The organism is Kosakonia arachidis, from assembly GCF_900116535.1.
Lineage (GTDB): Bacteria > Pseudomonadota > Gammaproteobacteria > Enterobacterales > Enterobacteriaceae > Kosakonia > Kosakonia arachidis.
This window is the reverse complement of the sequence record NZ_FPAU01000002.1, coordinates 535,375-560,968: the sequence shown is the minus strand read 5'-3', so window position 1 is coordinate 560,968 and position 25,594 is coordinate 535,375. Positions and strand designations below refer to the sequence as shown.

Here is a 25,594-nt window from a genome sequence, read left to right as displayed (position 1 = left end):
CGCCACATCGGCGTAGGCGGGTGAAATCGGGATAAACACCAAGGGAAAATGCAGGCGTACAAAATTTAATCATGCTGTCACGTTAATATTTTGTATCTTTTGTGATTAAAATTTGTACGCATTTGGCAGGGTTATTGCAGCGTTGAACCAAAGTGGTGCGGTTAATGCGCTATGATGGAGCAATTATACTAATACCGTTTAGTGGTAACCCGGTGAAACTATTAAAAACAGAGAGTTAACGAGCCCATAAAAACCAGGGGTTTATTGCGAATTGCGATCAAAATCAAATTTAACAACTAAAGATAAATTCATTATCGCCGAAATAACATTCGCATTAATTTTTAACAGCAATATAACCTGCACAGGACGCAACCATGTCTTCTCCTCCTTATGTCAGCCAGCAGCGTTTTATGCTGGATACTGATACAACTCTGATGTCAACGACTGACCAGCAAAGCTACATTACTCACGCGAATGACGCTTTTATCCATGCCAGCGGTTACACCCTGAGCGAACTGCTCGACCAGCCCCATAATGTGGTGCGGCATCCTGATATGCCCAAAGCAGCATTTGCCGATATGTGGTACACCCTCAAACAGGGCGAGCCGTGGAGCGGTGTAGTGAAAAACCGCCGCAAGAATGGCGATCACTACTGGGTTCGCGCTAACGCCGTACCAATGGTGCGCAACGGTAAGACCATCGGCTATATGTCGATTCGTACCCAGGCGAGCGATGAAGAGATTGCCGCGGTTGAACCATTGTACAAGGCCCTAAATGAAGGGCGCTGTGATAAGCGAGTGCATAAAGGGTTGGTGATCAGCAAAGGCTGGTGGGGGAAACTCGCTTCCTTATCGTTACGCTGGCGTACGCGCAGCGTAATGTTCCTGCTGTGGCTTGCGCAGATGGTCGGGCTGTGGATGAGTGGCGCAGGCGGAATGGCGCAGGCGATCGGTACGCTGGCGATGCTGTTGGGCTGTATGGCCGTTGAGTGGCAGATTATCCGCCCGGCGGAAAATGTCGCCCGACAGGCGCTCAGCGTGGCGACCGGCGAGAGCAACAGCATACAGCCGCTGAACCGTAGCGATGAACTTGGGCTGACATTACGCGCCATCGGCCAACTTGGGCTGATGTGCCGCTGGTTGATCAATGATGTTTCTGGTCAGGTTAACAGCGTGCTTAGCGGTAGTGAGACGTTGGCGAAAGGCAATGACGATTTGAATGAACGCACTCGCCAAACCGTGGTTAATGTACAGCAAACGGTGGCGACCATGGGCCAGATGGCGGCGTCACTGCAAACTAACTCGGAAACCGCCTCCGCGGCCGATCAGCTTTCCAGTTCCGCCAGCAGTGCGGCAACTGACGGCGGTAAAGCGATGGAGACGGTGGTGAAAACCATGGATGAGATTGCCAACAGCACGCAACGTATCGGCTCCATTACAACGCTGATTAACGACATTGCTTTCCAGACCAATATCCTCGCACTGAACGCAGCGGTGGAAGCGGCGCGGGCCGGGGAGCAGGGCAAAGGCTTTGCTGTCGTGGCAGGTGAAGTTCGCCATCTCGCCAGCCGCAGCGCCAACGCGGCAAATGACATCCGTAAGCTTATCGATGCCAGCGCCAGCAAAGTGCAGTCTGGCTACGATCAGGTGCATGCCGCAGGCCGTACGATGGAAAATATTGTCAGCCAGGTGCAGAATGTAACGTCGCTGATTGGGCAGATTAGTCGTTCCACTTCCGAACAGGTTGACGGGCTTTCCGATCTGACGCGTGCAGTCGCTGAGCTGGATGCTATCACCCAGAAAAATGCCGGTTTAGTAGAGCAAAGTGCTACCGTCTCGGCGATGGTGAAACATCGTGCTGGTCGCCTGCAGGACGCCGTATCCGTCTTGCATTAACATTTTATTGCCCTATTAAAAACCGCCAGAGCAAAGCTATGGCGGTTTTTTATCTGTTAAGGATAAATATAATACACATATGTAATGATGTTTTTTATTTTTTGTTAAAATATTATTAATTATAGTTATCAATGCAAAGTATTAATATATTTCACGTCCTTTTACTTAATTAATAATTAAATATATTTAAGCGATGTTAATATGCGTTGTGCAAATCATTCCTCTCCAGAATATAACGATCAATTAATAGTAATTAATAGTTATTAACTATCGGATTTTTCAATAAATAATTAAAAAAACGATCAAACTCATAAAGTTAGCGATGTGGTTACCGATAACGTGTTTGGGCTGCATATGTTTAATTTGCGCCAGGGGCTTAAGCGGGCCTTTAGGGTTAAGTGCCCGACGCTTTCGTCGGTAAAATAATCAAACCCATGGAGAAAAGATGTTTTTACATAATGTAAAAATAGGCACGAAATTATTTCTGGCGTTCGGCTTTTTTATTGTGTTGATGGTGGTGAGTTCCTCTATGTCACTCTCCAGCCTTGATCGCGCAAATAATGGAATGCAAGAAATCGTGCGTGACGACTATCCAACCACTGTTAAAGCCAATCAGCTGATCGATAACTTCAGCTCTTTCGTCAGCATCCAGCAACTGATGCTACTTGATAGCGAAGGGAAGTGGAGCGGTGAGTCGGAGAAGCAGCTTTCTGAGATCAGCAGCCGCATTTCCACGTTGCTCGAAGATCTGGCGAAAAACTTGGGTGATGACCAATCACAGAAAATCCTTGCCGAAATCCGCGCTGTTCGCCAGCAGTATCTTGACTCTCGCTTTCGTATCCTTAACGCCGTGAAAAATAACGATCGTGCAGCTGCGATACAGGAGATGATGAGCAACACGGTGAATATCCAGAAAGCCTACAAAGCAAAGGTGATGGAGTTGATTGCCATCCAGGATTCGCAGATGAAAAGTGCGGGTGAGGTCGTACAGCACGATTTTGCCGAGAGCCGTTTGATCCTTATTTTGCTTGCGGTCTTTAGCATCGGCTTCGGCAGTCTGAGCGGCTGGATCATTGTACGTATGATCACGCGCCCATTGAGTGAGGCCGTCACCTTCGCAGAAGCCATTGCTAATGGTGATTTGACCCGTAAGATCGACTCCCTCCACCGCGACGAAACGGGTTTACTGCTGCGGGCATTAATGGAGATGAAAGAGCGCCTCGTAGAGATTGTTCATGAGGTGCAGAATGGTTCAGAGAATATCTCCAGCGCGGCGGCGCAGATTGTTGCCGGTAACCAGGATTTGGCAGCAAGAACGGAAGAACAGGCAAGCTCGGTGGAACAGACCGCAGCATCAATGGAACAAATCACCGCCACGGTAAAAAATACCGCCGATCACACGTCAGAAGCCACCCAACTTTCCGCAGGCGCAGCGACAGTGGTGAAAAATAACGGCGAGATGATGCTACAGGTGACCGAAAAGATGCGCGTCATTAACGACACCTCAAACCGGATGTCCGACATTATCAACTTGATTGACTCCATTGCGTTCCAGACCAATATCCTCGCACTGAACGCAGCCGTTGAAGCTGCGCGTGCCGGGGAACACGGGCGTGGTTTTGCGGTGGTTGCGGGCGAAGTTCGTCAACTGGCGCAGAAAAGCGCCTCGTCGGCGAATGAGATCCGCCATCTGATCGAAAATTCCACCAGCCAGACCCGTGAAGGGATGGCGCTGGTGGAAAAAGCCAGCGGGTTGATTAACGGCATGGTAAGCAATGTCGAGGAGATGGATGTGATCCTGCGGGAGATAGGCCAGGCGAGTCGCGAACAGACCGATGGCATTTCGCAGATTAATAGCGCCATTGGCCTGATTGACTCAACCACCCAGCAGAACTCCAGCCTGGTGGAGGAGTCGGTTGCGGCGGCGGCGGCACTGAACGATCAGGCCCTGCACCTGCGTGAACTGGTTCAGGTTTTCCGTCTGCGCGATACGACAGAAATGGCTTAATCAAGTTGTGAAATATCCAGCGCCGCGCGGTCGATAATGCCAATTATCTGCTTAAGCTGTGCGGCGCTGAGTTCCCCCTGATTCACCCGTAAATCCAGCACAGCTTTAAAGTTATCCAGCGCCCGCTTCATTTGCGGGTTTCTGCGCAACTGATAGCCAACGTTACGTACCCGGATGCGTTCCTGAATCTCTGCAATTTGCGCCTGGCTCTCTTCCAGCCAGCGCAAACCCTGCGGTGTTATCGCAATAGTTCTGCGCCCATTCTCTTCATCGCCAACGGTAATGAAACCTTGCTCTTGCAGGTAATCAAGTGTGGGATAAATAACGCCAGGGCTTGGCGTATAGTTGCCTTGAGTCAGGGATTCAATGGCTTTGATCAACTCATAGCCGTGGCTGGCGTTGCTGCTTAGCAAGTAGAGAATGACCAGACGTAACTCACCATGACCAAAAAATCGCTGGCGTCGTCCGCCGCCCTGGTGCGGGTGTTCGCGGTCGGCCCGCTCGTGATGATGGCGCATACTGTACTCCTGATAAATTGATATATCTAATTTATATCTAAATTAATCATTTAGACAGTTTTGTAATGAAGTTTGTTATTATTTTATTGATAATAAAGTTAATTATTTTATGATTTTACAATCTGTGCTTTCAGGAAGTTTATATCATAAAAATGCCTTGTGTTCTGCGCAATCAACAATCATTATCATTTACACGCTATTTAGATATATCTTTTTTACTTTCATGAAGGCCGATTATGATCATCCATTCTCAACGTTACCCCCAACGCGTACGCAATGAACTGCGCTTTCGCGAGTTAACTGTTCTGCGTGTGGAACGCGCTGGTTCTGGTTTTCAGCGCATTGTGCTGGGAGGTGAACAATTGGAAGGCTTTACGTCGCGCGGTTTTGACGATCACACAAAAGTCTTCTTTCCGCAGCCGGGATCGCATTTTGTACCGCCGACAGTGACTGACGAAGGCATCGTCTGGGGCGACGGACCGCGTCCGGCATCCCGCGATTACACGCCGATCTATGACGCCAGCCGTCACGAACTGGTGGTGGATTTCTATATTCACGACGGCGGCGTGGCGAGCCATTGGGCCGTGAATGCGCAGGTAGGGGATACATTGACGATTGGCGGCCCGCGCGGTTCGTTGGTGGTGCCGGAAGATTACGCCTGGCAACTCTATGTATGCGATGAATCCGGTATGCCTGCGCTGCGTCGACGTCTCGAAGCATTAAGCCTGTTCGCGGTTCGCCCAAAGGTGACGGCAGTGGTAATGGTTGCCGATGCGGCGTATGAGGATTATCTGGCGCATCTGAGCGGCTTTGATATTCAATGGGTGATTGGTCATAACCCGCAAGCGCTGCACGATAAACTGGCTTTACTGACCGTCGCCGATGAAGACTATTTTATCTGGCTGACCGGGGAAGGTGAGGTTGTGAAATCGCTAATGGAGCGTTATGCGACCGGCAATATCGATCAGCAACGAGTACGTGCGCAGGCGTACTGGCACAAGAAATAACGACGAAGCCCGGTTCACCGGGGTTGCTGCTTTCAGGCCACTTCGTCATATTCGGCTTCGCTGACTTGCTGCTCCAGCGTCTGGCGAATTTCGCCCAGCGCTTTTTCCTGCTGGCGGAAGTAGGTTTCTCGATCGCCCAGTGACGACACGAGCTGCCAGGATTCCTCTTTCTCGAGCGTTGCCAGCTCTTCAATCAGGCTGGTGATATGCTGTTTCACTTCAGTAATACGCTGACGCAGGCGCTGCAGATCGTTTAAACGATCGCTTGCCATCAGCGGCTCCAGCCCTTTTTGCAGGCGGGTCAGAATGGCGCGGATAGCGCTAAGATCGCCGCGCTGGCGCGCCTGGTTGAGCTGCACCATCATGCTGTGCGCTTCATTTTTTAAATCGTTGTCCACCAGATCCGGGTGGCAGAGTTTGCTGGCCTGGCGCCATAGACGCTTCAGTTCGTGACGCTCATCTTCTGACATCTTCTGCTCGCAGCTAAAGCGTTTTTCGGCATCATACTGCTGTTCCTGATAGCTCTCGTATTCCTGACGCGCTTCGTCACGCGCCTGGCGTGCCGGCTCTTCTTCGCGCGTAAGACCACGTTCCAGCTCCTGCGCTTCGGCCAGCAACGAGGCGATCAGCTCGCTTTGCTGCTGCAGATGTTTGCGCGCTTCGGCAGCCTGCAATGAATGCGGCGGCATGCTTTGCCAGCGCTGAGTCAAGGTAACCAGCACTTCCACCGCCTGCGACAGATACTTCTGGCAACGCAAATAATCGGCTTCGCGACGGCGCGCTTCCGCTTCCTGCCGGCGAACGGCTGCTTCCGCCAGGGTTTTGCGCAGGCGCAGGATCTGTGACATCAGCGGGCCGAGGCGGGTTAGGTAGAGGTCGTTGAACTCGTCTAGCAACTGGATGCGCGCGTTGCGTTTATCAATCAGTTCGCGCAACCGTTCTTCCAGCGCTTTCAGTTCCAGCTTACTGGCGGCCACCAGTGGATCCTGCCAGCTCACGACGGAACGCTGGTTTTGCAGCCAGGCCGTTATAGCGCGCATCGCTTCGCTGTAATTCTTCTCTTCAAGCGCATGGACGATAAACGCTAACTCCGGATCCGTAACTTCATTTTTCAACAAAGGAAGCTGACTGAGGATGATGCCGTCATCCTCCAGTTCGATGGCGTATTTGATGATTTCAAGCCGTTTTATAGGTTTGTTCATGGCGTTTCGTCAAAGCGCTTAAGAGTTTATTAAGGGGTGTGGTTATTCATCAAATCTGGACTATAGATGTCAATATCGCAATAGTCTGCACCCATATTACATGGGACATATTTCAATGCGTTAGTGTTTCTGTGAAAATTGCGCTTATGGGGGCTTAAATCGGCGAAATACGCGAAAAAGTGCGCGCATTGCGGCTTTCAGGCCACTCCGCTGGCATGCTTTGCGGCCTGAAAGGATCCCTCACACTTGCGTTAACCCGCCATCGACACAAATCTCGGCACCGGCAATATAACTGCTTTCGTCACTTGCCAGAAACAGCGCGGCATTGGCCACTTCTTCCGGTTGGCCCATGCGGCCCAGCGGAATTGCCTGCGTTAACCCCTGACGAATATTTTCCGATGCCGCAGCCATCATTTCCGTATCAATAGGGCCGGGTGCGACGACGTTAACGCGAATGCTTCTGGCCGCCAGTTCGCGCGTCCAGGTTCGGGCAAGAGAGCGCAGCGCGGCTTTGCTGGCACCATAAACACCATAACCTTCCGTCCCGATAATATCGGCAACCGAACCTATCAGCACGACGCTGGCGCCAGGTTTGAGCAGTGGCAACGCAGCTTGCAGGGCAAATAGCGGCGAGCGGACATTCAACCCGAAGGTGTTTTCAAAGTGCGTTTCTGAAACCTGCTCAAGGGTGGCGTACTCTGACATGCCAGCGTTAATCACCAGCACATCCAGTTGCCCTGATTGCTGCTCAATGTTTTCCATTATGCGTGCCAGTTCGCTGTGCTGGCTGACATCAGCACGCAGCGGCAGTGCATCTCCTTCGATTTTAGCGGCAGCGTTCTGTAACTCTTCCTCGCGACGGGAGGTAAACCATGCTGTCGCGCCTTCATGGGCAAAACGCTGGGTTATCGCCAGGCCAATTCCTTTTGCGCCGCCCAGTATGAGGGCCGTTTTGTTGTGCAGTCTGTTCATGATAGTTCTCCTGTTGAGTGGAAAACTGATGATATAAGGTTTATATTTAGTATCAATTACGCACTTTGTTTATATCAGATATCAATAGGTATACCGCGATGACAAAAATTGATGACTGCGAGCTAGGAAATGTGGGCAAAACGCGCCCGATACTTGAGCACATCACCAATAAATGGTCGATTTTGATCCTTACCGTATTGTGTACAAAACCTTCTCGTTTCAATGAGATCCGACGCAGACTGGATGGTATCACCCATAAAGCGCTGGCCGACGCGCTGAAACGGCTGGAGCGTAACGGGCTGGTACATCGGGAAGTGTTGCCGACAATGCCTGTGGGTGTTGAATACCGTATTACGCCGCTTGGTGAATCACTTCGCCAGCCATTTGAGGCGTTATATCACTGGGCGCTGGAATATGGCCCGCAGCTTACGGCGGCACAGGAAGAGTATGATCAAAAATCTACAGGTACTGAAAAAGCATTAGCATCCTGAACGATGAATTTTCCTGTTATTTCTTTTCGTACCTGACGATGTTTCTCCCTCAACAGCAGAAAAAGACGTTGGTTTAAAAAATCAGCGCGATAATAGCGAGCCTCGATAAGGCTATGTTAGAGGATGCTCTCGCAAAAAAATGCTGGCACTGGCACGACTGACAGTGTGCCGGTTTTACTGGCTTTTCCCACCATACCCTTAATAAATTTTTGGCCGTTGGCATTGGATGTACCGCCACGACTAATCACCTTTTCGTGCAGTTCCTCACTCCCAGATGTAAGAAAAAAATAAACTCAATCCACCACTACGCAGGCCGATATTTACCATACACACCCTGTGTTATGCGTTGTTGGAGAAGAATATGGGCATAATGAACTCTGCCAGGAAAAAGCTCACAGCCAGAACACTAATGCTGGCGTCTATTTTTGTCACCATCACCATCGGGTTTCTGGTCACCATTGGCCTGCTGCTCTGGCAATCCATTGGCCAGCAAGAAGCGGTTGCCAAAAAACATCTGCAGCAAATTGCACTCACTGAATCATTACGCGTTCAACAACAGCTTGACTCGGCGCTGAACGCTGCGCGCGATTTGGGTAACAGCGCCTGGGCGTTGCATCAGGCGGGACTGGCAGAACGGCGTGTCCTCGACCAGTTGCTGATTGATTATTTGCATCATCATCCTGATTTCCTGTCGATGTCACTGGCCTTTGAAGCCAACACATTCGATGGCAAAGACGCGGAGTTCGCAGGCAAAGCGGATCAGGATCCGGCTGGCCGTTATGTGCGTTACGTTGATCGCGATAACGGTGGCAATCCAGCACTGCACAACCTGGTAGATTATGAAACACCGGGTAGCGGCGACTACTATCTGCTGCCGCGTCAGCGCCAAAAAGAAGTCATTATCGAGCCTTATATCTACCCCTATAACGGCGTGGATGTGATGTTGACCTCCATCGCGGCACCGATTATCCGTGACGGTAAGTTTCAGGGCTCGGTGACATCGGATTTCTCGCTGGAAACGCTACAAAAAATGATTGGCGCGATCAAGCCATGGGAAGGTTCGGGTTACGCGGTATTGCTCTCGGCGGACAATAAAGTGGTCTCCAGTCCGGATAAGGCAGCAGTGGGTAAACCCTGGAAGGGAACCATTGGCGGGGAAGCTGTGATTCGCGTAGACGATGCGATATTAAAAGAACCGGCGTTTGTCACCTGGCGCACCATCGAGATTGGTAACAGCCAGACGCCGTGGAAGCTGGCGATTGTGACTCCGGTGAGTGTGGTGATGGCCGAAGCGTGGGACTACCTGCGTAACGCCATCATTCTGATGATCCTGAGCATTATCATTGTGAGTGTGGTGGTGGCGATGGTGTTCACCCGTAAGGTCGCTCGGCCGGTGGGCGGTGAACCAACTGAGGCATCGGAGATTGCGCTGTCCGTGGCACAGGGTGATTTGAGTAAGGAGATACCGGTGCGCGCGGGCGATAACAGTAGCATCTTCTATGCCCTGCATACCATGCAGGAGCAGCTCCGGCGCATCGTTGGCAGCATCAGTGATGCCAGTAGTTCAGTGCGCTCTGGCAGCAGCGAAATAGCCGCCGGAAACCTCGATCTGGCATCGCGTACTGAGGAGCAGGCGGCGGCAATTGTGCAGACTGCAGCAAGCATGGAGCAGATCTCCGTGACCGTACAGAACAACGCCGGGAACGCACATAAGGCGACGTCGCTGACGCAGAACGCAGCACAGATTGCCGGGCAGGGCGAAGCGTTGGTGAGTGAGGTGGTGGATATCATCGGTAAGATTGATGAGAGTGCCGGCAAGATTGGCGATATCAACAGTATCATCGACAGCATTGCTTTCCAGACTAATATCCTGGCACTGAACGCAGCCGTTGAAGCGGCCCGCGCAGGTGAGCAGGGCAGAGGTTTCGCGGTGGTGGCGGGTGAAGTGCGTAACCTGGCACAGCGTAGCGCCAGCGCGGCCAAGGAGATTTCGGCGCTAATTGCGGAGTCATCAGGACGTGTCTCGAAAGGTGTGGCACTTGTGCATGAGACGGGGACGATGATGAAGCAAATTATCGAATCGGTTTCCAGCGTGCATATGGTGATTGCCGAGATTGTGCAGGCGCTTGATGAGCAAACGAAAGGCGTAAGTCAGGTGAGCGAGGCGGTGAATCAGATGGATAGCGCCACTCAGCAGAATGCCTCACTGGTGCAACAGATTTCCGCCGCGGCCATGTCACTTGAGGAACAGGCAAAGAATCTGGAGGAGACACTTGCGTTCTTTGCCGCGCGCTAAGCTGTATTATCGTGAATCGGAGGGCGTGTCTTTTACCGGACTAACCGTCCTCCGAATGAACTTAATTGCAGTGTGAGAAAGAGATATAACTGAGTTTTTTCGGTCAGCTTGTGCAGCAGCAACTGTTCCTGGCATCGAAGCTACCCATGCCATCCCGGTTTTGGTCTGTTTCAGCGCAAACGCTATCTGTTCTTCGGCAGAGCGTTTTTTTATGGCGGATATGCTTTCCGTATTGTGGAAAAAAGAGCGGACATCCAATGTAGCCTGGCACGGTTTTCAGGGGAGCTCCGAAAACTCATGCGACACTTTTGCGACACTCAGTGATCTGAAAACAAAAAAGCCACTTCGCGTGAAGTGGCTTAATCATATGATTTTAAAGCTAAAATTTGGTGGCCCCTGTTGGGTTTGAACCAACGACCAAGCGATTATGAGTTAGGATGCAACTTCTTACCTAAAAATACTTATCTATAATTTTCAGTTAGTTAATCGATATCTGTTATACTGTATAAATAACCAGAAATACTCTAAAATACTCCCTTGCGGTATCCTATAGGTATCCTGGAGCCTGCAAGCGATTCGCAGGATACCCTAATCGCTTGGTGCGGAGTGTTTGTGGAAACATTCAAATTTACAAAAGCCAAACTCGAAAGCCTACCATCCGCTGATCGTGGGCAGGTCGAGTATGCTGATACCGTTGTTAATGGTCTGCGGCTTCGGGTAGGGATCAGTGGCGCTAAGAGCTTCTGTATTTCGCGTAAGCGTAATGGCAAGTTCATACGTGCTACGCTCGGCCGTTTTCCAGATCTTACTATTGATAATGCTAGGGCAAAGGCACTTGAGCTCCTTGGAGACGTTGCGACAACCGGGAGGAATCCCAATGTGGTTAAGCGTGTCAACGAAAAAGCGACCGTTACGCTTGCCGATGCACTGGCTACCTACATTGAGAACCGCGACGAGAGGCTAAGTGCCGATACAGCAAAGCAATATCGTTCCATTCTGCAAAACTTCTCTGGTGACTGGATGAAGCAGCCACTTTCCTCAATAAGCCGCGATCGTGTTGAAAGCAGACATAAAGCAATCACCGATGGTTTAGTGTGGTTTGGTGCTGACAAATCAACGCTACGTGCTGGAGTTGGAACAGGCAGTAAAGCGCAAGCTGATCTATGGGCGCGAGTGCTGCGGGCTATATACCGTTTCTCTCATGATCATTACCGCGACGAACAGGGTAAAACCCTTCTCCCTGACCCTCCCACGATGGTGCTCAGCACGAAGCGAAAATGGCATGGAACCGTCAGGAAAACTGAGCGTATCCGCACCAATGAACTTAGCCGGTGGTTTAATGCCTTATCCTCCGTGCGTGCTACTGCTGAGTTGGCGCGAAATGATATAGCCGCAGCAGTGTGCGACGCTGTGGAAATGGCTATTTTTACCGGGCTGCGTAAGTCAGAAATTTTAGAACTTAGCTGGGAGCGGGTTAATCTCGGTGGGCGCTATTTTTGGATTGATACTACCAAGAATGGTGATCCGCTTGAATTGCCTGTCACTGAAACTCTTTTAAAACTCTTCCGTCGTCGCGCCAAGCTGAAAGCCAGTGATGGCGTATTAGTTTTTCCCGGCGATAAGGGCGTCATTAAAGAATACAGACATATCATTGATCGCATAAGCGCAGCTACTGTCCCAGACCCAAATCCTGATTTGCTCCAACCTATTCCTTTCAAATGGCATGACGGCCGCCGAACGTTCGGGACCATTGCTGAGCTGGTGGGCGTGGGCAACTACATTCTGAAACGCCTGCTGAATCACCGAACGATGAGAAGCGCCGATGTTACGCAGGGCTATCTACATTTCAGCGCTGATGAACTTATGGAACCAGCTTCAAGAATCGAGCGGGCAATACTCGAACACGCCGGGATTATTGATAGCAAAAAATCGCTTGATGCTAAGTTATTACTTGCGCTTGAAAGTTTGAGTGAGGAAGAAAAAAGAGAATTAATCTTCGCAATTTCAAATGATAAAAAAGGTTATCAGTTATGAATAATAGTGAAATGAGTATCCCAGCTATAATTGTGGCTACGTTTATCAATGAGCTTTTCGTTGATGGGCCTGATTCGGAGGTTATTTCACTTTTACGGAAAGGCCTTGCATCAGATGATTCAGAGAAATCCGTGCGAGGTATTGTTAATAAAATAATTAACTATTTTGAATTTTCTAAAAAGCCAATTGAGGATTTGCTTTATTTTATTGGGGTAGAAACAAACGAAGCTGTAAATGATGGTGAGTCAATTAACACCTTGCTTTATATGGATAAAAATAAAACTCCGTTTTTAAGCGATATTCCATTATCAGGAGACGGAGTGACAATTTTGAATGCTGCGCTAGGGTTATATTTTGTTGGTATGAAAAATAATGCAAATGACCTTGCAAGAATTGGTATTAAAGTGGTGATGGAGGAGGTTTTTAGAGATGAAATATCTCTCAGGGAATTTAATAATATAGCGCAAAAGGCGATTTCAGAAGCCCAAAGAGAAAAAGCTAAAAAACCTCGCAGCCCATATTACTCAGAGGTTATTGAAGTCATTAGACTTACCTGGGCAAAATATCCTTGCGGTGCTAAAACGGCACTTCTTGATGCCTTAGCTGCTCATTATCACGGCAAGGTAAGCCGTAATGCATTGGATAACTGGATAACTCTCTCTGGTCTGAGGCCCCCAAAACCAGAAAAATATACAAGGCTTGAATTAGTATTCCCCCATTAGCCAGCTATTGGGGGAGCATTGCTGGTTAGAGTGACCTTGCATCCGGCAGTTGAGAAGCTTTAGCCAGTTACAGGGCTAATAAGGCATTACACAATCATAGATATTTATCACTGTTGTTAACCATTAATACACGGTGATAAATATGAAATTAGTCAATTCTCCTTTCTCATTAGAACGCCTGACCCGCGCAGAAGCAGCTGCTTATCTTGGTGTTAACTCCCAAACGTTGGCTAATTGGGCTCATACCGGAAAAGTGGGTATTCCACATCATAAGGTAGGGCGCAAGGTCATCTATATGAAGGCCGATCTTGATGGCTACTTGGCTTCAACACGCCGTGTCCAGACCTCATAAAAACATCTGGTTCATTTGTTGCGTGCCGTTGAGGTAGTAATGATGCAGGATTGCTCATGCTGTCGCGGCGGCTCTCAATATAGCCAATTTGGAGCACTGAAATGGTATCGAAAAAAATTACTGCTTTAACTGGCAGCGGACAGACTCACCCCGAAATCAGCCAGAACGATATTTCCGGCAATAACTTTGCTGTGCAAATCCCTGTAGCCATGAGCAATATCGGCGGGAAAGAAATTCAGTCTGTAAGCGGGCGTAAGCTGCATACGTTTCTGGCTATTGGTCGTGACTTCACCAATTGGATTAAAGGGCGTATTCAGCAATATGGTTTTGTCGAGGGGCTCGATTATGTGATTGTTGAAAATTTGACCTCGCCAAAACGGGCAAGCGCAAAATCTCGGCAGCAGATGGAACATGATTATCTGATCACCATTGATATGGCTAAAGAGCTGGCAATGGTTGAGCGCAATGAAAAAGGGCGGGAGGTGCGCCGCTACTTTATCAACTGTGAACGGCAGTCAAAAACCGCCGCGAATATTCCCGATACGTTACCGGAAGCCCTGCGCCTTGCTGCTGATCTGGCAGAAAAGGCAAGAGAACTTGAAAGCCGACTGGTGGCCGTCGCACCGAAAGTTGATTTCGCTGATCGCGTGGCTGATATCAGCAAGGGTATTTCCATTCCTAACTATGCCAAAGCTGTAGGGCTTGGCCCGATCAAACTCTTTGAGTGGATGCGACAGAAGGGGATTCTCATCAACGGCGGCCAGCGCCACAACCTGCCTATGCAACGCTATATCGACAGCGGTTATTTTGCCGTTCGCCAGGGGACGTATGAAACGAATGGCGAGATAAGAGCCTCATTCACGACGATGCTGACGGGGAAGGGGGAGCAGTGGTTAACGCAAAAGCTGATCGCAGGTGGTGTGTTGCCGGAGGTGCTAAATGCTGACACTAAATAAAACAAAGGCAGCTTTGCCGAGCTGCCAATGTCACTACAAAGAACGTAATCAAACCCAGCATACCAGGCCTTACGCTGGTGGTCAAAGCCTGACCGTTCCTGCAAATACAGGAGCGCTTAACTCCCCCCAATGGGGGGAGTTGTTGGGCATTGAAATTTCAGCCGATCCTAACGTCCTCCATTGGAGGGCGTTAGCCGCCGCCGAAATCTCAGAGATTATTGACTTACACCGCTGGTGGAAGTTAGTGAGTAACCGTGTTGCAAATCTGCAACTCGCTATTTGCACCCGGCAGGGGTATACGCCATCGGCGCAGACCTACAAGAATTTTGTAACCCCTGTAATCTCCCCAGATTTGGGGCGACTGATTTTTAACCGAGGGCGGAATTCCGCCTACCGTGACCCGGATATTGGGTATCACTTTTTATCTGCTTCTCTGGCATTTTTGCGCTGCCGGCGTTTGATCTCGCATTTAGCAGCGGTGACTAAAAAACCAGCAGTGCTCTCGCCCTCTTCCCTGAGCCGTTCAATGTCTTCCATGACTTCGTGGGGGATTCTTACGGTGGTCATTTGTGATTTTGCGTTCTTCGCACCAGTTGCCATTGCTGAAACTCCATGTGTTAGGTGTATGTCAGTATACGCAAAAGAAATGAGAAGAAAAGGCTTGAGGTGTATTTCACTTTGGGCTAATTTTAAAAGCGAAGGTGAAATACACCTTGAAAGCGCGAAGCCCGGCAGTGCGTCAACACTAACCGGGCCTCTTACCACCAACGTTATCGCAAGTAACGAGGCAGCTATGAAAGATCTTATCACACACCCGCAAGGGCGGCATATTTACATCTGGCGTTTTCTGGCGCTGAACCGTCACGATAAAAAAGCTAAACCATGCCGCTTATCAGTTGAGGCATCAACCGAGCGCGAAGCCCGCTGCATTCTGGCTCCACACTTCATCCTTTCTCTGGCTGTTCGTCTGCCAGCACCGGAGGAGCTTTCATGATCAGGAAAATTGCAGATCTCGATTTTGAAGATGAGTTCCGCCGGCTGAGCGCCCTTTTGACCGCCAGCGCAGAGCTGCATGGGACAGATCCTGATGAAAATGAGCTCTCCTTCGAGCTTCTGGATAAGGCACTGTTTCGTGTTCGTGAAATTGACCAGGCCTTCCGTGATGAAGGAGGGCGTAAAAATGCGTGATATTTACCATCAGCTTGTAAAGAGTACGCCCGATTTTAAGCACTTCTCTGATAAGGATTTAGCTGAATCCAGTGATCTCTATGCCGCTGGCGCATTTGCCATCAACAGTGCGCTCACCCTGATTGGCAATCTGGCGTTCGATGCAACTAATGCAGAAGACTACTCTGATGAAGATGCGCGCCGGGATTTGGTACTTGTCAGCCATGCACTACGTCACCTTCCGAGGATGGCTCAGGCTCTGAATCAAAACAGTGATGCTGCGGACTATGTGCGCACCCAGCGTGACAAGGGGAAAAAGTCATGATCAGCAACGTTAAATTCAATGAACTGGAAAAGCGCGTTGATCTGCTGGTGAACCGCGTGCTTGAGCTTGAGCAGCATGTCCGCTCATTGACTGACAGCCAGGGCGGGGAGATCCCGCCAGGGATGACACCTGTTGCCACACTGGCGGCCGAGTTCGGCATATCGACTAAAAAGGCCGAAGAACTGGCGAAAAACACCGGCGTTATGCTGGTCAAAATGAGATCCGGTGGATTCATTGCACCTGATGAAAAATTCAGGGAGGCGGCACGGCTGGTGCTACGCAGTGCCAAACGTAAATACGGTTCGGCCTACTGGTTTCATCCACTGCTTGGCAAGTTCCAGATGAGCGGAGGTATCCCGCAATGACGGTTCAACTCGCAGCAGTAGAGACAGTATCTGATGCCCTGTTTACCTGTTCGTACCTGTGGGCGCATGGTCGTAACTACAGCCGCACGGATGCGGATAAGGCCATCCACCAGCATAAAGACCCGACAACCCGCTACGGTAAGCTGGCGGTTCGGTTAAAACAGATCGTCGAAATGTCGTATGAGGATCTGTGTGATGCCGGTTATCTCGATACCGACCGTAAGCAGATGATTATTGCCCGCCGTTCTGTACTGGTGGAGGAGATAGGCGAGGTTGAAATGAATACCTTGCTGGCGGACACACAGCGCATTCAGCGCGCTTTTCCTGATGCCACTACTGGTGAGCGGCGTTCTAAGCTACCTCTTACCCGTGGCTCTGAGGGCTACAACGTCCGGCAGGACTACGTGATCAAGCATATGCTCCCTGCTCAGTCTCTGTGCAGCATATACGGCCCCAGCGGCTCGTATAAGAGCTTCCTCGCAGTGTCATGGGCTTGCCACATTGCCGCCGGTGCTGCTTGGTCTGGCAGGAAAGTTGAGCAAGGTGCGGTGCTGTACGTTGTTGGTGAGGGTGGTGTGGGTGTTCCACGCCGGATCAGGGCATGGGAGCAGGTGCACGGCCAGCAGGTGGACAATCTCTGGCTGGTGAATCGCCCTGTGTTCCCGGTGCGCGAGTCTGAGGTGTCAGAGGTGATTCTTGCCGCAAGTCAGATTACTGCGGAATGCGGTATGCCGGTTCGCCTGGTGGTGATCGACACGCTGGCCCGCTGTTTCGGTGGAAATGATGAGAACGATGCCCGAGATATGGGGGCTTTTATTGAGGGCTGTGACGTTATCAAACAGAAAACTGGCGCCACGGTGCTGGTGGTGCATCACTCCGGCAAAGATGAGGCTAAAGGCGCGCGTGGTTCCAGCTCTTTCCGCGCCGCTCTGGATGCTGAATTTAACGTCAAACGTGAGGGGGAAGGGCCGGCGTTAATCCTCTCATGTACCAAGATGAAGGATGCCGAAGAGCCGGAACGCCGGGCGTATGACCTGCGCGCTGCTGAACTATATACCGATGAAGATGGGGAAATGGTCTGCTCGCTGGTGGTTCGTGATGTGCCTCGCGAGGCTAAAGAGGTAGATCCTGATCTGGCTGGCGTTTCCCGGCTCACCGATAACCATCAGGCTCTGTGGCAGGCTGTCCGGAGTCGTACCGCAAGGGGAGAGCCATGCACTATTGCGGTGGTTAAAGACGATCTGAGGGCGACGCTTGGTGCGGAGAAGGTGAGAAAGTCTTTTCCCCGCTGGCTAGATAAGCTGGAAAGCGAAGGGATTATCCGCATCGATGGCGATGATCTTTGCCCGGTAAAACTGGAATAAGTGTGGCGTTAAATGCGGCAGGTGCGGCGCATAGGGGGGTATTTAGCCGAATGCCGCACTTAGTCCATGTATATGCGCGCTAAGTGCGGCATTTAACTCTAACCCTTGCGATTACTGGATTTGAAGCATTTTTTTATAAAACAAGTGCGGCATAAAGTGCGGCGTTGATAAACGCGGCGCTTGGCGCGGCATGTGAGACAACTGAGGAGGTATTTATGCCTATGAGCATTCAGGGAATAAGAGAGCATGATGACCAGTTTGGGCTTCATGACATGACCATGGTGCCTACTGCGGAATATAGGCAGACGCTTACAGATGGGCCCTATTTTGTATTGATTATCATGAGCTTGTTCGTAGTACTGTATCCGGAGAAATATTTGCAACTAACAGAAAACAATTAGTTGCAATGATTCAACATCTGAATGAATATTTAGAGAAAATGCCTTGTTCACTAGAGTGAATTTTTAAATGTCGACCTTTTTATTATGAATTGCTATTCTCTTGCCTATTAATATTTGCTAAGAACTTCTCTCAGGATTGGATTTAATGTATATTCAAATCCTTTTTGAGGTTGTTCGAATATAATGGAATTACTATAATTCTTAAAAGAATCATGGCTTGGTAAGTAATGTGTTTTTCTATCATGGCCAAGCCAAGTTGTTTTTATTGTTTCTTTTTCCAAGAGTGATTTAAAATAACCTATTTCCTTTTTTGTCATTGAATTAAAGGCCATATTGGCAGCATTAATTTCAAGGTCAGATGTATCATTATTGTAATTTTGCTCAAGGACTTCCTTGGCGGCTTTTGTTAGTGAAACACTTTGCGAACGCTCACCAGTAGCTACCACATATGTTATTTTTAAATTACATAAAGAGAATAATGCTGCACCTTTGGTATGGGAGCTATTATTTTTACCAATTAAGTTTTTAATAATATAAACTTGATAAACATCCAGCTTGTTTAGTTCTAAATTAATTGCTTCCTTTAATGATTTGTATTCTTGATCTTTTTTTTCCTTTTCAATGGCTTCTTGACTCTCAAGCTTACTTTTTTCTATTCTTTTAGCTAAGGTAGCATGGATTAGGTTTATTATGGAGAAAACTAAACGGATCGATGTTATTAAAATTAAGCTTTGAGGTATGAGTTTAGGGACAGGGTCCAAAATGAAATGATCCGCAGGAGAGGAGATAATCAGTATTAGGCAGGTTAAAAGAATTGCGATATTTAACCGTACATCAGTCATTTTTTGTAATGACTCCAAAAACTCTTTATAACCCTGCATTCAGTTACCTTCGCTAACCTTATTAAAATAAATGTAAATTATGCTTACATGATTCTACTCTTTCTTACTCCTTACTCAAGAGGGGGTTTTATTTTATTTTTTCATATATAACTTGATTAGTGGCACTCAGACGTGAGCCGCCACTTGGGCCATAAATCCGCCGCGCTTGGCACAGTGATTTTTGGCCTTCCCCCTTTCTGCGCTGGTTTCACGTCTCAACGTTAATTGTTACGGAAACCACTCCATGAAGAAATTACTCGAATTACGCCAGCGGAAAACCGCACTCAAAATGCAGATGCGATCCATGCTGGAAAAAGCCGACAGTGAAAAACGCAGCCTGACTGATGAAGAGGGCAAACAGTTTGATGAACTCCGTGCCCAGGCTGACGCGCTTGAAGTTGAAATTACCCGCCTTGAAGCCGTCGCCGACGATCAGCGCAATCTGCCAGGTACCTCCGTTGACGGTAAAGGTGTGACCAATGATGAGCTGCGCCACTACATCATGACCGGCGACACCCGCTCGCTCTCCACGCTGGTGCAGGGTGATGGCGGCTATACCGTTATCCCTGAGCTGGACAAAGAGATCATGCGCCAGTTGCAGGATGACAGCGTTATGCGCTCTATCGCCACGGTGAAGACCACCAAAACCAATGAATACCAGAAACTGGTGTCAGTGGGTGGGACTAACGTTAAGCGCGGCACCGAAGGTGAAGAACGTACCGAAACCAGCACATCGAAGATGGAGCGTGTTGATATCAAACTCAACCCGATCTACGCCTACCCGAAAACCACTCAGGAGATCCTCGACTTCTCTGAGGTGGATATTCTGGGCTGGCTGTCTTCTGAAATTACCGACACCTTCACTGCTACTGAAGAAAGTGACTTTGTGAACGGCGATGGTGATAAGAAATCCAAAGGGTTCCTGTCCTATCCTCGTGCGGCCACCAGCGATAAAACCCGTCCGTTCGGCACGCTGGAGAAGATGGCCACCGCTGCTGTTAACTCCGATGGCCTGATCGACCTGCTGTACAAGCTGAAAGCCAAATACCGCAAAAATGCCGTATGGGTGATGAACTCCAACACGGCCGCTACGCTGCAAAAGCTGAAAAACGGCAACGGGGATTACATCTGGCGCGATCGTCTTGTCGCTGACTCCCCTGATACCCTGCTGGGCCGTCCGGTTCAGTATCTGGAAACCATGCCTGATGCGGCTGCGGGTGAAGCGTTCCTGGCTGTGGGTGACTTCAAACGCGGCTATTTCATTGTGGATCACACCACTGGAGTGCGTACCCGTCCCGACAACATCACTGAGCCCGGCTTCTACAAGGTGCATACCGATAAATACCTGGGCGGCGGCGTGGTGGACTCCCGCGCCATCAAGGTACTTGAGCTTTCCGGCTCCGGTTCCTGATTTGATGTTTAAGGGGCTTCGGCCCCTTTTTGCCCTCTGTGGAGTCCAGACAATGAAAACAATCGATTTTGAAATCCGCACTTCCGATCTGAGCGCCAGCAACAAAAAGCTGGTGGGTTATGCCGTGCGCTGGAACAGCCTGTCTGAAGTGATCTGGGATGAGTTCCGCGAGCAGTTCTCGCCCGGGGCGTTTAAAGACAGCCTGGCATCCGGCAGTGATGTACGGGCGCTGTACGAGCATAACTATACCCAACTTCTGGGGCGTACCAAATCCGGCACGCTGGTGCTGGCAGAAGATGATACCGGGCTGCGCTTCGAACTCACGCCGCCAGACACTCAACTTGGTAATGATGTGCTGGCGCTGGTGGAGCGAGGGGATATCTTCGGCATGAGTTTCGGTTTCCGGGCACTTAAAGAGGCGTGGGATGTCGGACAGTCTCCTTATCTGCGCACCGTGATCGCTGCCGAATTACGGGAAATCACCGTTACCTCTATGCCTGCTTATCCCGAATCCGGTGTGGAAATCGCGCACCGTTCTCTTTTCTCGCAGCATCCTGAACTGCGCCGCGCTGGCGATAACCGCCGCCGCTGGGCTGAATTAGCGGGGCTGTGATATGTGGAATATCTGGCCTTTTGGCCGTAAGACTGATCAGCGCAGCATGACCATTGATGAGTTTCTGGCGATGGCAGGGATCCCAAATACCGGATCAGGCGAATATGTGTCTGCGGGCACTGCGGAATCCCTGCCGGCGGTAATGAATGCCGTGGCAGTTATCAGCGAGGCAGTGGCAACAATGCCCTGCTATCTGTATCTGGTGCGCAACGATAACGGGCGCGAGGCGCGGGAATGGCTGAGCAATCACCCGGTCGATTTTCTGCTGAATGAGCAGCCTAACAACTGCCAGACACCATACCAGTTCAAACGCACGATGATGCGCCACTGCCTGCTGAACGGTAACGCCTATGCGGTGATCCAGTGGGGACGCGACGGCCAGCCGCAGTCCTTGCATCCGTATGCGCCGGGTGCAGTGGTGCCTGAGCGTATCGGCGAACATAAGTACAAATACACCATCACTGAACCGTTTACCGGGGTAGTACGTACCTACCTGCAGGAAGAGATTCTGCACCTGCGTTACTCCACCGATGATGGTTTTCTGGGGCGCTCGCCGATCACCATCTGCCGTGAGGCGCTGGGGTTAGGTCTGGCCCAGCAGCGCCACGGCGCCAGCATTATGAAAGACGGCATGATGGCGGCGGGTATCGTGAAGGCTAAAGAATGGCTCGACAGCACTAACGGCAAGAAAGCGCTGGATGCGCTGGAGCGTTACAAAGGTGCGAGAAATGCCGGTAAAACGCCGATCCTTGAAGGTGGCATGGAATACGAGCAGCTTGGCATGAGCAATCAGGATGCCGAGTGGCTGGCCTCCCGCCGGTTCTCTATTGAAGACATTGCCCGCATGTTCAACGTGTCGCCCATCTTTCTGCAGGAATACAGCAACAGCACCTACAGCAACTTCAGTGAGGCGAGCCGCGCCTTTCTCACCATGACAATGCGCCCCTGGCTGGCCAACTTCGAGCAACAGATTAAATCCGCGCTGCTGGTGGCATCACCTGTACCGGGCATCCGCTATCAGGTGGAATTCGACTCTGCCGATCTTCTTCGTGCCACCCCTACCGACCGTTACGCCACTTATGAGCGCGGGATCAAGAACGGGATTATTAATCCGAACGAAGCGCGAGAAAAAGAGGGGATGCCGCCGCGTGAAGGTGGCGACGAATACAGCCAGGCATGGAAACAGGAAGTGAAGATCAGCAATGACAACAAGGAAGGTGACGAATGAGAGCCGGAGGACTGAGAAATCGCGTCACTATCCGCACTTTCACTTCATCGAGAACACCTTCTGGGCAGGTTATTCAGGTATGGGAAGACGGGGAAACTATCTGGGCTGAGGTAAAGGGGATCAGCGGTCGGGAATTAATGGCGTCAGGTGCTGAGCTTGCCGAAGCGACAATCCGCGTGTGGGTGCGTTTTCGCCGTGATATCACGGCCGCCAGTCGTCTGAAAGTACTCACTGGCCCATTTGCTGGCAGCACTCTCAATATTATCGGGCCTCCTGTACCTGATGCGGAAGGTACGCGGCTGGAAATTCTCTGTAAGACAGGAACGGAAAAATGACAGCAGAAATCACACTTGAAGAAGCAAAGCTGCATTGCCGTATTGATGATGATTACGAAGACACTCTGATACAGGCGTATATAGAAGCGGCGCTGGAAGTTTGCCAGAAGCATATCGGCAAGCGATTTGATAACGGTCTGGAGTTTACCCCCGCTATCAGGATTGGCTGCCTGATGTACGTCTCTCAGTTGTATGAGTACCGCACAATGATTGGTGATACCGACACCAGAGAGATACCGATGGCGGTCTCTGCTTTGTGGTCTGTCTACCGTGATGTGGGGGTGTACTGATGCCGTGGCAACCACTACGCCGGTGCACCGAGCCGGGATGCAATAAGCGGGTGAAGTCCGGCAAATGCGATGAGCACAAGCGGGAAGCGTGGCGGGCAGAGGATGCCCGACGCGGCCACCGTCGCGCCCGCGGTTATTCAGCTTCATGGGAGAAGTACCGCGCTCAGTATCTGAAACTTTATCCCCTGTGCGTTGAGTGCCAGAAGCTGGGCCTCTACGTACCTGCAAAGATTGTCGATCACATCATCCCTGTCGACGGCGGTAATGATGTTCTGTTCTGGCCTGAGTGGAATCACCAGCCGTTATGCCAGACGCATCATAACCAGAAGACCACACAGCAAGACCCCATCACCAAAGTGCAGCGCAAAGCAGGTCTTTACCGCGAGCAGGAAGAGCTTGCAGCACAACGTAATGACTGGATGTATGAGGCACGCGATGAATGAGAAAGACGTGGTGAATCTGTACCGATCATTGATGCGCTGCCGTGATGGCTTCATGAAGGGCCGTGTCAGACGTGATGAGGGCCACCCCGTGAAGCGTATGAGTGAACGTGATCGGGAGGTGATGGAATGTTTCCGCAACCGCTGACGGGCCGCATGGGCATGGTGGGGGAGGCTTTCAGGACAAAACCCCGGGTGCAAGGCACCGCCCGCCCCCTCAAATTTTTACGCACGGTGATTTTTTTGAAAATAAAACGCGATGGAAACGAGAATTTTTTATGGCAAGACCACCAAAACCGCCAGCTTACCTTGATGAGTTAGCCGCGCAGCAGTGGAAAGCGAAGGCGAAGCAACTGGCCGAGCGTGGCGATCTGACACCCGCCGACTGGAACAACCTTGAGCTTTTTTGCGTCAACTATTCGATGTACCGCAAAGCAGTGGAAGACCTTGCCAGCCGTGGGTTCAGCATTGTTAACAGCCAGGGTGGCGAGAGCCGAAATCCGGCACTGAGCGCAAAGGCCGATGCTGAAAAAATCATGATTAAAATGTCGTCGCTGCTGGGCTTTGATCCGGTAAGCCGCCGTCGTAACCCGGTAGAAACGGAAGAGGAGGACGAGCTTGACCGTCTGGAATGAGTATGCAAATACGATAAAAACGGGCGAAATTCCGGCCTGTAAGCGGGTGAAACAGGCCGTCGAAAGGTACTTTTCAGACCTCAATGACCCCCGTTACGAGTTCGACGCGGCGACCGTAGAGCGGTTTATCGCGTTCTCCCGGCTCTGTCCACACGTCAAAGGCCCGCTTCGGGGCCAGCCAATCGATCTGGAACCGTGGCAGCAGTTCGCCTTTGCTAACCTGCTGGGCTTTAAAGTCAGAGAGACAGGCCGCCGTAAGTACAGCAGCGCCTTTATTGAGGTGCCGCGTAAGAATGCCAAATCCACCGTGGCCGCCATGCTGGCTAACTGGTTTCTGGTAATGGAGAAGGGCCAGCAGGATATCTACACGGCGGCGGTGAGCCGGGATCAGGCCCGAATCGTGTTCGACGATGCCCGCCAGATGTGCCTGCTGTCAAAACCGCTGAAAAAGCGCGTAAATATTCAGGCACACAAGGTCATTTTCCCGAAGAGCAACAGCCTGTTAAAGCCGCTGGCGGCGAAAGCGGCCACCATTGAAGGGACTAACCCCAGCCTGGCGATTGTCGATGAGTACCACCTTCACCCTGATAACGGCGTTTATTCCGCCCTTGAGCTGGGTATGGGGGCACGTCCGGAGGCGATTTTGTTTGCCATAACTACCGCCGGGAGTAACGTTGTCTCTGCCTGTAAGCAGCATTATGATTACTGCTGTCAAATTCTGGCGGGGGAAGAGAACAACGATTCTCTGTTTGTCCTGATCTACGAGCTGGACGACGAAAGCGAGGTTGAGCAGCCGGAAATGTGGATCAAGGCTAACCCCAACCTGCATGTGTCCGTTGATGCGGCGAAACTGGAGTCCACCATCCAGAAAGCGCGGGGCATACCGTCTCAATGGGTGGAAATGCTGACCAAGCGTTTCAATATCTGGTGCCAAGGCTCCACGCCGTGGATGGGTGCCGGTGCATGGGATGCCTGCGCGCTCGACTATACCGAAGACGATCTGGCCGGAATGGAGTGCTACGCCGGGTTTGACCTGTCCTCAACCAGCGACATTACCAGCGTGAGTTACGCTTTCCCGTTCGACAGGGAGATCCGACTCCTGACCCGGCATTATCTGCCGGAGGCGCAGTTGCTTAACGTCGCCAACAAAAACCGCGCCATCTACCGCCAGTGGGTGAAAGCGGGCTGGATACGCACCACGCCAGGCGACTGCATCGACTATGATCGCATCCGTGATGATATTTTGTATGATGCTGAAACCTTCAATATCCGGCTGGTGGGATTCGATACGTGGAACGCCACGCATCTGCGCACCCAGCTACAGGGGGCGGGCCTTGATGTGGAGCCGTTCCCGCAAACCTATCTCAAGTTCAGCCCAGTAGCGAAATCCTTTGAGGTATTCGTTAACCGCAAGGTGGTGCGCCACCGCGGTGATCCGGTTTTGGCCTGGGCGATTGGTAACGTTGTGATGGAGTCTGATGCTAATGCCAACATCAAGCCCAACAAAAAAAATCTTCCAACAAAATTGACCCAGCAGTCGCTGCGCTGATGGCATTCGGTACCTTTCTTGCGGAGCATGAAGATTTTATTTTTGAAATGAGTTCTACCTATAAGGCAAGATTGAAGGAATTTAATGGTATTTAAAAAATGACTTTGCTATTAATTATATGTCATTAACATTTATAT

General features: G+C 50.6%; 27 protein-coding genes and 1 pseudogene. 23 read left to right on the top strand and 5 right to left on the bottom strand.

The features are described 5' to 3' along the window. Positions 1-374: 374 nt before the first annotated feature. On the top strand, positions 375-1,895 hold the full coding sequence (locus BM427_RS10835; protein WP_090121511.1) for a methyl-accepting chemotaxis protein: 1,521 nt from the start codon (positions 375-377) through the stop codon (positions 1,893-1,895). Positions 1,896-2,340: 445 nt separating this feature from the next. After that, positions 2,341-3,903: a methyl-accepting chemotaxis protein gene (locus tag BM427_RS10830; RefSeq protein WP_090121510.1), complete on the top strand. Its 1,563-nt coding sequence runs from the start codon at positions 2,341-2,343 to the stop codon at positions 3,901-3,903. On the opposite strand, the gene BM427_RS10825 is transcribed toward BM427_RS10830, so the two are convergent. After that, positions 3,900-4,421 (bottom strand): PadR family transcriptional regulator, encoded by a 522-nt coding sequence (locus BM427_RS10825; protein ID WP_090121508.1) that lies wholly within the window; start codon positions 4,419-4,421, stop codon positions 3,900-3,902. The two genes, BM427_RS10830 and BM427_RS10825, sit on opposite strands and share 4 nt — an antisense overlap. A 236-nt stretch (positions 4,422-4,657) precedes the next feature. Between BM427_RS10825 and BM427_RS10820 the strand changes: the two genes are divergently transcribed. After that, positions 4,658-5,428 (top strand): siderophore-interacting protein, encoded by a 771-nt coding sequence (locus BM427_RS10820; RefSeq protein WP_090121507.1) that lies wholly within the window; start codon positions 4,658-4,660, stop codon positions 5,426-5,428. Between the two features lie 32 nt (positions 5,429-5,460). On the opposite strand, the gene BM427_RS10815 is transcribed toward BM427_RS10820, so the two are convergent. Both BM427_RS10815 and BM427_RS10810 read right to left on the bottom strand, forming a co-directional pair. Continuing rightward, positions 5,461-6,630, bottom strand: a complete 1,170-nt coding sequence (locus BM427_RS10815) for a DNA repair protein (protein WP_090121505.1) — start codon at positions 6,628-6,630, stop codon at positions 5,461-5,463. A 240-nt stretch (positions 6,631-6,870) separates the two neighbouring features. Further along, the gene (locus tag BM427_RS10810) at positions 6,871-7,602 is read right to left on the bottom strand and encodes an SDR family NAD(P)-dependent oxidoreductase (RefSeq protein WP_090121503.1); all 732 of its coding nucleotides are present in this window, start codon (positions 7,600-7,602) and stop codon (positions 6,871-6,873) included. Between the two features lie 98 nt (positions 7,603-7,700). Here BM427_RS10810 and BM427_RS10805 point away from each other — a divergent pair, with 98 nt between their 5' ends. From BM427_RS10805 to BM427_RS10780, 6 genes are all read left to right on the top strand, one after another. Beyond that, the gene (locus BM427_RS10805) at positions 7,701-8,093 is read left to right on the top strand and encodes a winged helix-turn-helix transcriptional regulator (protein WP_090121500.1); all 393 of its coding nucleotides are present in this window, start codon (positions 7,701-7,703) and stop codon (positions 8,091-8,093) included. Positions 8,094-8,502: 409 nt separating this feature from the next. Further along, complete coding sequence (locus tag BM427_RS10800; protein WP_244316542.1) at positions 8,503-10,389, top strand: methyl-accepting chemotaxis protein; 1,887 nt, start codon at positions 8,503-8,505, stop codon at positions 10,387-10,389. Positions 10,390-11,001: 612 nt separating this feature from the next. After that, positions 11,002-12,423: a site-specific integrase gene (locus BM427_RS10795; RefSeq protein ID WP_090121495.1), complete on the top strand. Its 1,422-nt coding sequence runs from the start codon at positions 11,002-11,004 to the stop codon at positions 12,421-12,423. Further along, the gene (locus BM427_RS26005; RefSeq protein ID WP_244316543.1) at positions 12,420-13,145 is read left to right on the top strand and encodes a hypothetical protein; all 726 of its coding nucleotides are present in this window, start codon (positions 12,420-12,422) and stop codon (positions 13,143-13,145) included. Before BM427_RS10795 ends, BM427_RS26005 begins: the two co-directional genes overlap by 4 nt. A gap of 142 nt (positions 13,146-13,287) precedes the next feature. Continuing rightward, entirely contained in the window at positions 13,288-13,497 is a 210-nt protein-coding gene (locus tag BM427_RS10785) for a helix-turn-helix domain-containing protein (protein WP_090121494.1), read from the top strand. Positions 13,498-13,598: 101 nt separating this feature from the next. After that, on the top strand, positions 13,599-14,453 hold the full coding sequence (locus BM427_RS10780) for a phage antirepressor KilAC domain-containing protein (RefSeq protein ID WP_090121493.1): 855 nt from the start codon (positions 13,599-13,601) through the stop codon (positions 14,451-14,453). Between the two features lie 414 nt (positions 14,454-14,867). Here BM427_RS10780 and BM427_RS26000 read toward each other — a convergent pair whose 3' ends face one another. After that, positions 14,868-15,053, bottom strand: a complete 186-nt coding sequence (locus BM427_RS26000; RefSeq protein ID WP_244316544.1) for a YlcI/YnfO family protein — start codon at positions 15,051-15,053, stop codon at positions 14,868-14,870. Between BM427_RS26000 and BM427_RS26345 the strand changes: the two genes are divergently transcribed. Genes BM427_RS26345 through BM427_RS10755 form a run of 5 tightly spaced genes read left to right on the top strand, consistent with a single transcriptional unit; the run spans position 14,980 to position 17,674 of the window. Further along, positions 14,980-15,447 carry a host cell division inhibitor Icd-like protein gene (locus BM427_RS26345; RefSeq protein WP_367888886.1) on the top strand — a complete coding sequence of 156 codons (468 nt, stop codon included), beginning with the start codon at positions 14,980-14,982 and terminating at the stop codon, positions 15,445-15,447. The genes BM427_RS26000 and BM427_RS26345 overlap by 74 nt on opposite strands. Continuing rightward, the gene (locus tag BM427_RS10770; RefSeq protein ID WP_044179410.1) at positions 15,444-15,641 is read left to right on the top strand and encodes a hypothetical protein; all 198 of its coding nucleotides are present in this window, start codon (positions 15,444-15,446) and stop codon (positions 15,639-15,641) included. Before BM427_RS26345 ends, BM427_RS10770 begins: the two co-directional genes overlap by 4 nt. Further along, positions 15,634-15,945 (top strand): hypothetical protein, encoded by a 312-nt coding sequence (locus tag BM427_RS10765; protein ID WP_090121490.1) that lies wholly within the window; start codon positions 15,634-15,636, stop codon positions 15,943-15,945. The genes BM427_RS10770 and BM427_RS10765 overlap by 8 nt, the downstream gene beginning before the upstream one ends. Beyond that, positions 15,942-16,310 carry a hypothetical protein gene (locus tag BM427_RS10760; protein WP_044179416.1) on the top strand — a complete coding sequence of 123 codons (369 nt, stop codon included), beginning with the start codon at positions 15,942-15,944 and terminating at the stop codon, positions 16,308-16,310. Before BM427_RS10765 ends, BM427_RS10760 begins: the two co-directional genes overlap by 4 nt. Next, the gene (locus BM427_RS10755; RefSeq protein ID WP_090121488.1) at positions 16,307-17,674 is read left to right on the top strand and encodes a helicase RepA family protein; all 1,368 of its coding nucleotides are present in this window, start codon (positions 16,307-16,309) and stop codon (positions 17,672-17,674) included. Before BM427_RS10760 ends, BM427_RS10755 begins: the two co-directional genes overlap by 4 nt. Positions 17,675-18,182: 508 nt before the next feature. Here the strand turns inward: BM427_RS10755 and BM427_RS10745 are convergent. Continuing rightward, complete coding sequence (locus BM427_RS10745) at positions 18,183-18,956, bottom strand: hypothetical protein (RefSeq protein ID WP_090121487.1); 774 nt, start codon at positions 18,954-18,956, stop codon at positions 18,183-18,185. A gap of 244 nt (positions 18,957-19,200) precedes the next feature. Here BM427_RS10745 and BM427_RS10740 point away from each other — a divergent pair, with 244 nt between their 5' ends. The 9 genes and pseudogenes from BM427_RS10740 (at position 19,201) to BM427_RS10700 (ending at position 25,552) form a co-directional block, all read left to right on the top strand. Next, complete coding sequence (locus tag BM427_RS10740; protein WP_090121484.1) at positions 19,201-20,367, top strand: phage major capsid protein; 1,167 nt, start codon at positions 19,201-19,203, stop codon at positions 20,365-20,367. A 52-nt stretch (positions 20,368-20,419) separates the two neighbouring features. Further along, a complete protein-coding gene (locus BM427_RS10735; protein WP_090121482.1) occupies positions 20,420-20,980 on the top strand; it encodes an HK97 family phage prohead protease in 561 nt (186 codons plus the stop codon). Between the two features lies 1 nt (position 20,981). Further along, positions 20,982-22,208 (top strand): phage portal protein, encoded by a 1,227-nt coding sequence (locus BM427_RS10730; RefSeq protein ID WP_139234402.1) that lies wholly within the window; start codon positions 20,982-20,984, stop codon positions 22,206-22,208. Continuing rightward, a complete protein-coding gene (locus BM427_RS10725; RefSeq protein WP_032979707.1) occupies positions 22,205-22,543 on the top strand; it encodes a phage head closure protein in 339 nt (112 codons plus the stop codon). Before BM427_RS10730 ends, BM427_RS10725 begins: the two co-directional genes overlap by 4 nt. Further along, positions 22,540-22,833 carry a head-tail connector protein gene (locus BM427_RS10720; RefSeq protein WP_032979710.1) on the top strand — a complete coding sequence of 98 codons (294 nt, stop codon included), beginning with the start codon at positions 22,540-22,542 and terminating at the stop codon, positions 22,831-22,833. Before BM427_RS10725 ends, BM427_RS10720 begins: the two co-directional genes overlap by 4 nt. Beyond that, the gene (locus tag BM427_RS10715; protein WP_090121480.1) at positions 22,833-23,276 is read left to right on the top strand and encodes an HNH endonuclease signature motif containing protein; all 444 of its coding nucleotides are present in this window, start codon (positions 22,833-22,835) and stop codon (positions 23,274-23,276) included. Before BM427_RS10720 ends, BM427_RS10715 begins: the two co-directional genes overlap by 1 nt. Then, positions 23,269-23,421 (top strand): hypothetical protein, encoded by a 153-nt coding sequence (locus tag BM427_RS25735; protein WP_167518552.1) that lies wholly within the window; start codon positions 23,269-23,271, stop codon positions 23,419-23,421. Before BM427_RS10715 ends, BM427_RS25735 begins: the two co-directional genes overlap by 8 nt. Positions 23,422-23,551: 130 nt before the next feature. After that, a complete protein-coding gene (locus BM427_RS10705; RefSeq protein ID WP_000113647.1) occupies positions 23,552-23,908 on the top strand; it encodes a phage terminase small subunit P27 family in 357 nt (118 codons plus the stop codon). Beyond that, a pseudogene (locus BM427_RS10700) lies at positions 23,892-25,552 on the top strand (terminase large subunit). The gene BM427_RS10705 and the pseudogene BM427_RS10700 overlap by 17 nt, the downstream one beginning before the upstream one ends. Positions 25,553-25,594 lie beyond the last annotated feature (42 nt).

Excerpts from the sequence above, each read along its gene's own strand:
- BM427_RS10815 (WP_090121505.1), bottom strand. The coding sequence starts at position 6,630 with ATGAACAAACCTATAAAACGGCTTGAAATCATCAAATACGCCATCGAA.
- BM427_RS10835 (WP_090121511.1), top strand. The coding sequence starts at position 375 with ATGTCTTCTCCTCCTTATGTCAGCCAGCAGCGTTTTATGCTGGATACT.
- BM427_RS10725 (WP_032979707.1), top strand. The coding sequence starts at position 22,205 with ATGAGAGCCGGAGGACTGAGAAATCGCGTCACTATCCGCACTTTCACT.
- BM427_RS10825 (WP_090121508.1), bottom strand. The coding sequence starts at position 4,421 with ATGCGCCATCATCACGAGCGGGCCGACCGCGAACACCCGCACCAGGGC.
- BM427_RS26000 (WP_244316544.1), bottom strand. The coding sequence starts at position 15,053 with ATGGCAACTGGTGCGAAGAACGCAAAATCACAAATGACCACCGTAAGA.
- BM427_RS10715 (WP_090121480.1), top strand. The coding sequence starts at position 22,833 with ATGCCGTGGCAACCACTACGCCGGTGCACCGAGCCGGGATGCAATAAG.
- BM427_RS10760 (WP_044179416.1), top strand. The coding sequence starts at position 15,942 with ATGATCAGCAACGTTAAATTCAATGAACTGGAAAAGCGCGTTGATCTG.
- BM427_RS10800 (WP_244316542.1), top strand. The coding sequence starts at position 8,503 with ATGCTGGCGTCTATTTTTGTCACCATCACCATCGGGTTTCTGGTCACC.
- BM427_RS10770 (WP_044179410.1), top strand. The coding sequence starts at position 15,444 with ATGATCAGGAAAATTGCAGATCTCGATTTTGAAGATGAGTTCCGCCGG.
- BM427_RS10720 (WP_032979710.1), top strand. The coding sequence starts at position 22,540 with ATGACAGCAGAAATCACACTTGAAGAAGCAAAGCTGCATTGCCGTATT.
- BM427_RS25735 (WP_167518552.1), top strand. The coding sequence starts at position 23,269 with ATGAATGAGAAAGACGTGGTGAATCTGTACCGATCATTGATGCGCTGC.
- BM427_RS10805 (WP_090121500.1), top strand. The coding sequence starts at position 7,701 with ATGACAAAAATTGATGACTGCGAGCTAGGAAATGTGGGCAAAACGCGC.
- BM427_RS10730 (WP_139234402.1), top strand. The coding sequence starts at position 20,982 with ATGTGGAATATCTGGCCTTTTGGCCGTAAGACTGATCAGCGCAGCATG.
- BM427_RS10745 (WP_090121487.1), bottom strand. The coding sequence starts at position 18,956 with ATGCAGGGTTATAAAGAGTTTTTGGAGTCATTACAAAAAATGACTGAT.
- BM427_RS26345 (WP_367888886.1), top strand. The coding sequence starts at position 14,980 with ATGTCTTCCATGACTTCGTGGGGGATTCTTACGGTGGTCATTTGTGAT.
- BM427_RS10735 (WP_090121482.1), top strand. The coding sequence starts at position 20,420 with ATGAAAACAATCGATTTTGAAATCCGCACTTCCGATCTGAGCGCCAGC.
- BM427_RS10705 (WP_000113647.1), top strand. The coding sequence starts at position 23,552 with ATGGCAAGACCACCAAAACCGCCAGCTTACCTTGATGAGTTAGCCGCG.
- BM427_RS10740 (WP_090121484.1), top strand. The coding sequence starts at position 19,201 with ATGAAGAAATTACTCGAATTACGCCAGCGGAAAACCGCACTCAAAATG.
- BM427_RS10810 (WP_090121503.1), bottom strand. The coding sequence starts at position 7,602 with ATGAACAGACTGCACAACAAAACGGCCCTCATACTGGGCGGCGCAAAA.
- BM427_RS10780 (WP_090121493.1), top strand. The coding sequence starts at position 13,599 with ATGGTATCGAAAAAAATTACTGCTTTAACTGGCAGCGGACAGACTCAC.
- BM427_RS26005 (WP_244316543.1), top strand. The coding sequence starts at position 12,420 with ATGAATAATAGTGAAATGAGTATCCCAGCTATAATTGTGGCTACGTTT.
- BM427_RS10755 (WP_090121488.1), top strand. The coding sequence starts at position 16,307 with ATGACGGTTCAACTCGCAGCAGTAGAGACAGTATCTGATGCCCTGTTT.
- BM427_RS10765 (WP_090121490.1), top strand. The coding sequence starts at position 15,634 with ATGCGTGATATTTACCATCAGCTTGTAAAGAGTACGCCCGATTTTAAG.
- BM427_RS10785 (WP_090121494.1), top strand. The coding sequence starts at position 13,288 with ATGAAATTAGTCAATTCTCCTTTCTCATTAGAACGCCTGACCCGCGCA.
- BM427_RS10820 (WP_090121507.1), top strand. The coding sequence starts at position 4,658 with ATGATCATCCATTCTCAACGTTACCCCCAACGCGTACGCAATGAACTG.
- BM427_RS10830 (WP_090121510.1), top strand. The coding sequence starts at position 2,341 with ATGTTTTTACATAATGTAAAAATAGGCACGAAATTATTTCTGGCGTTC.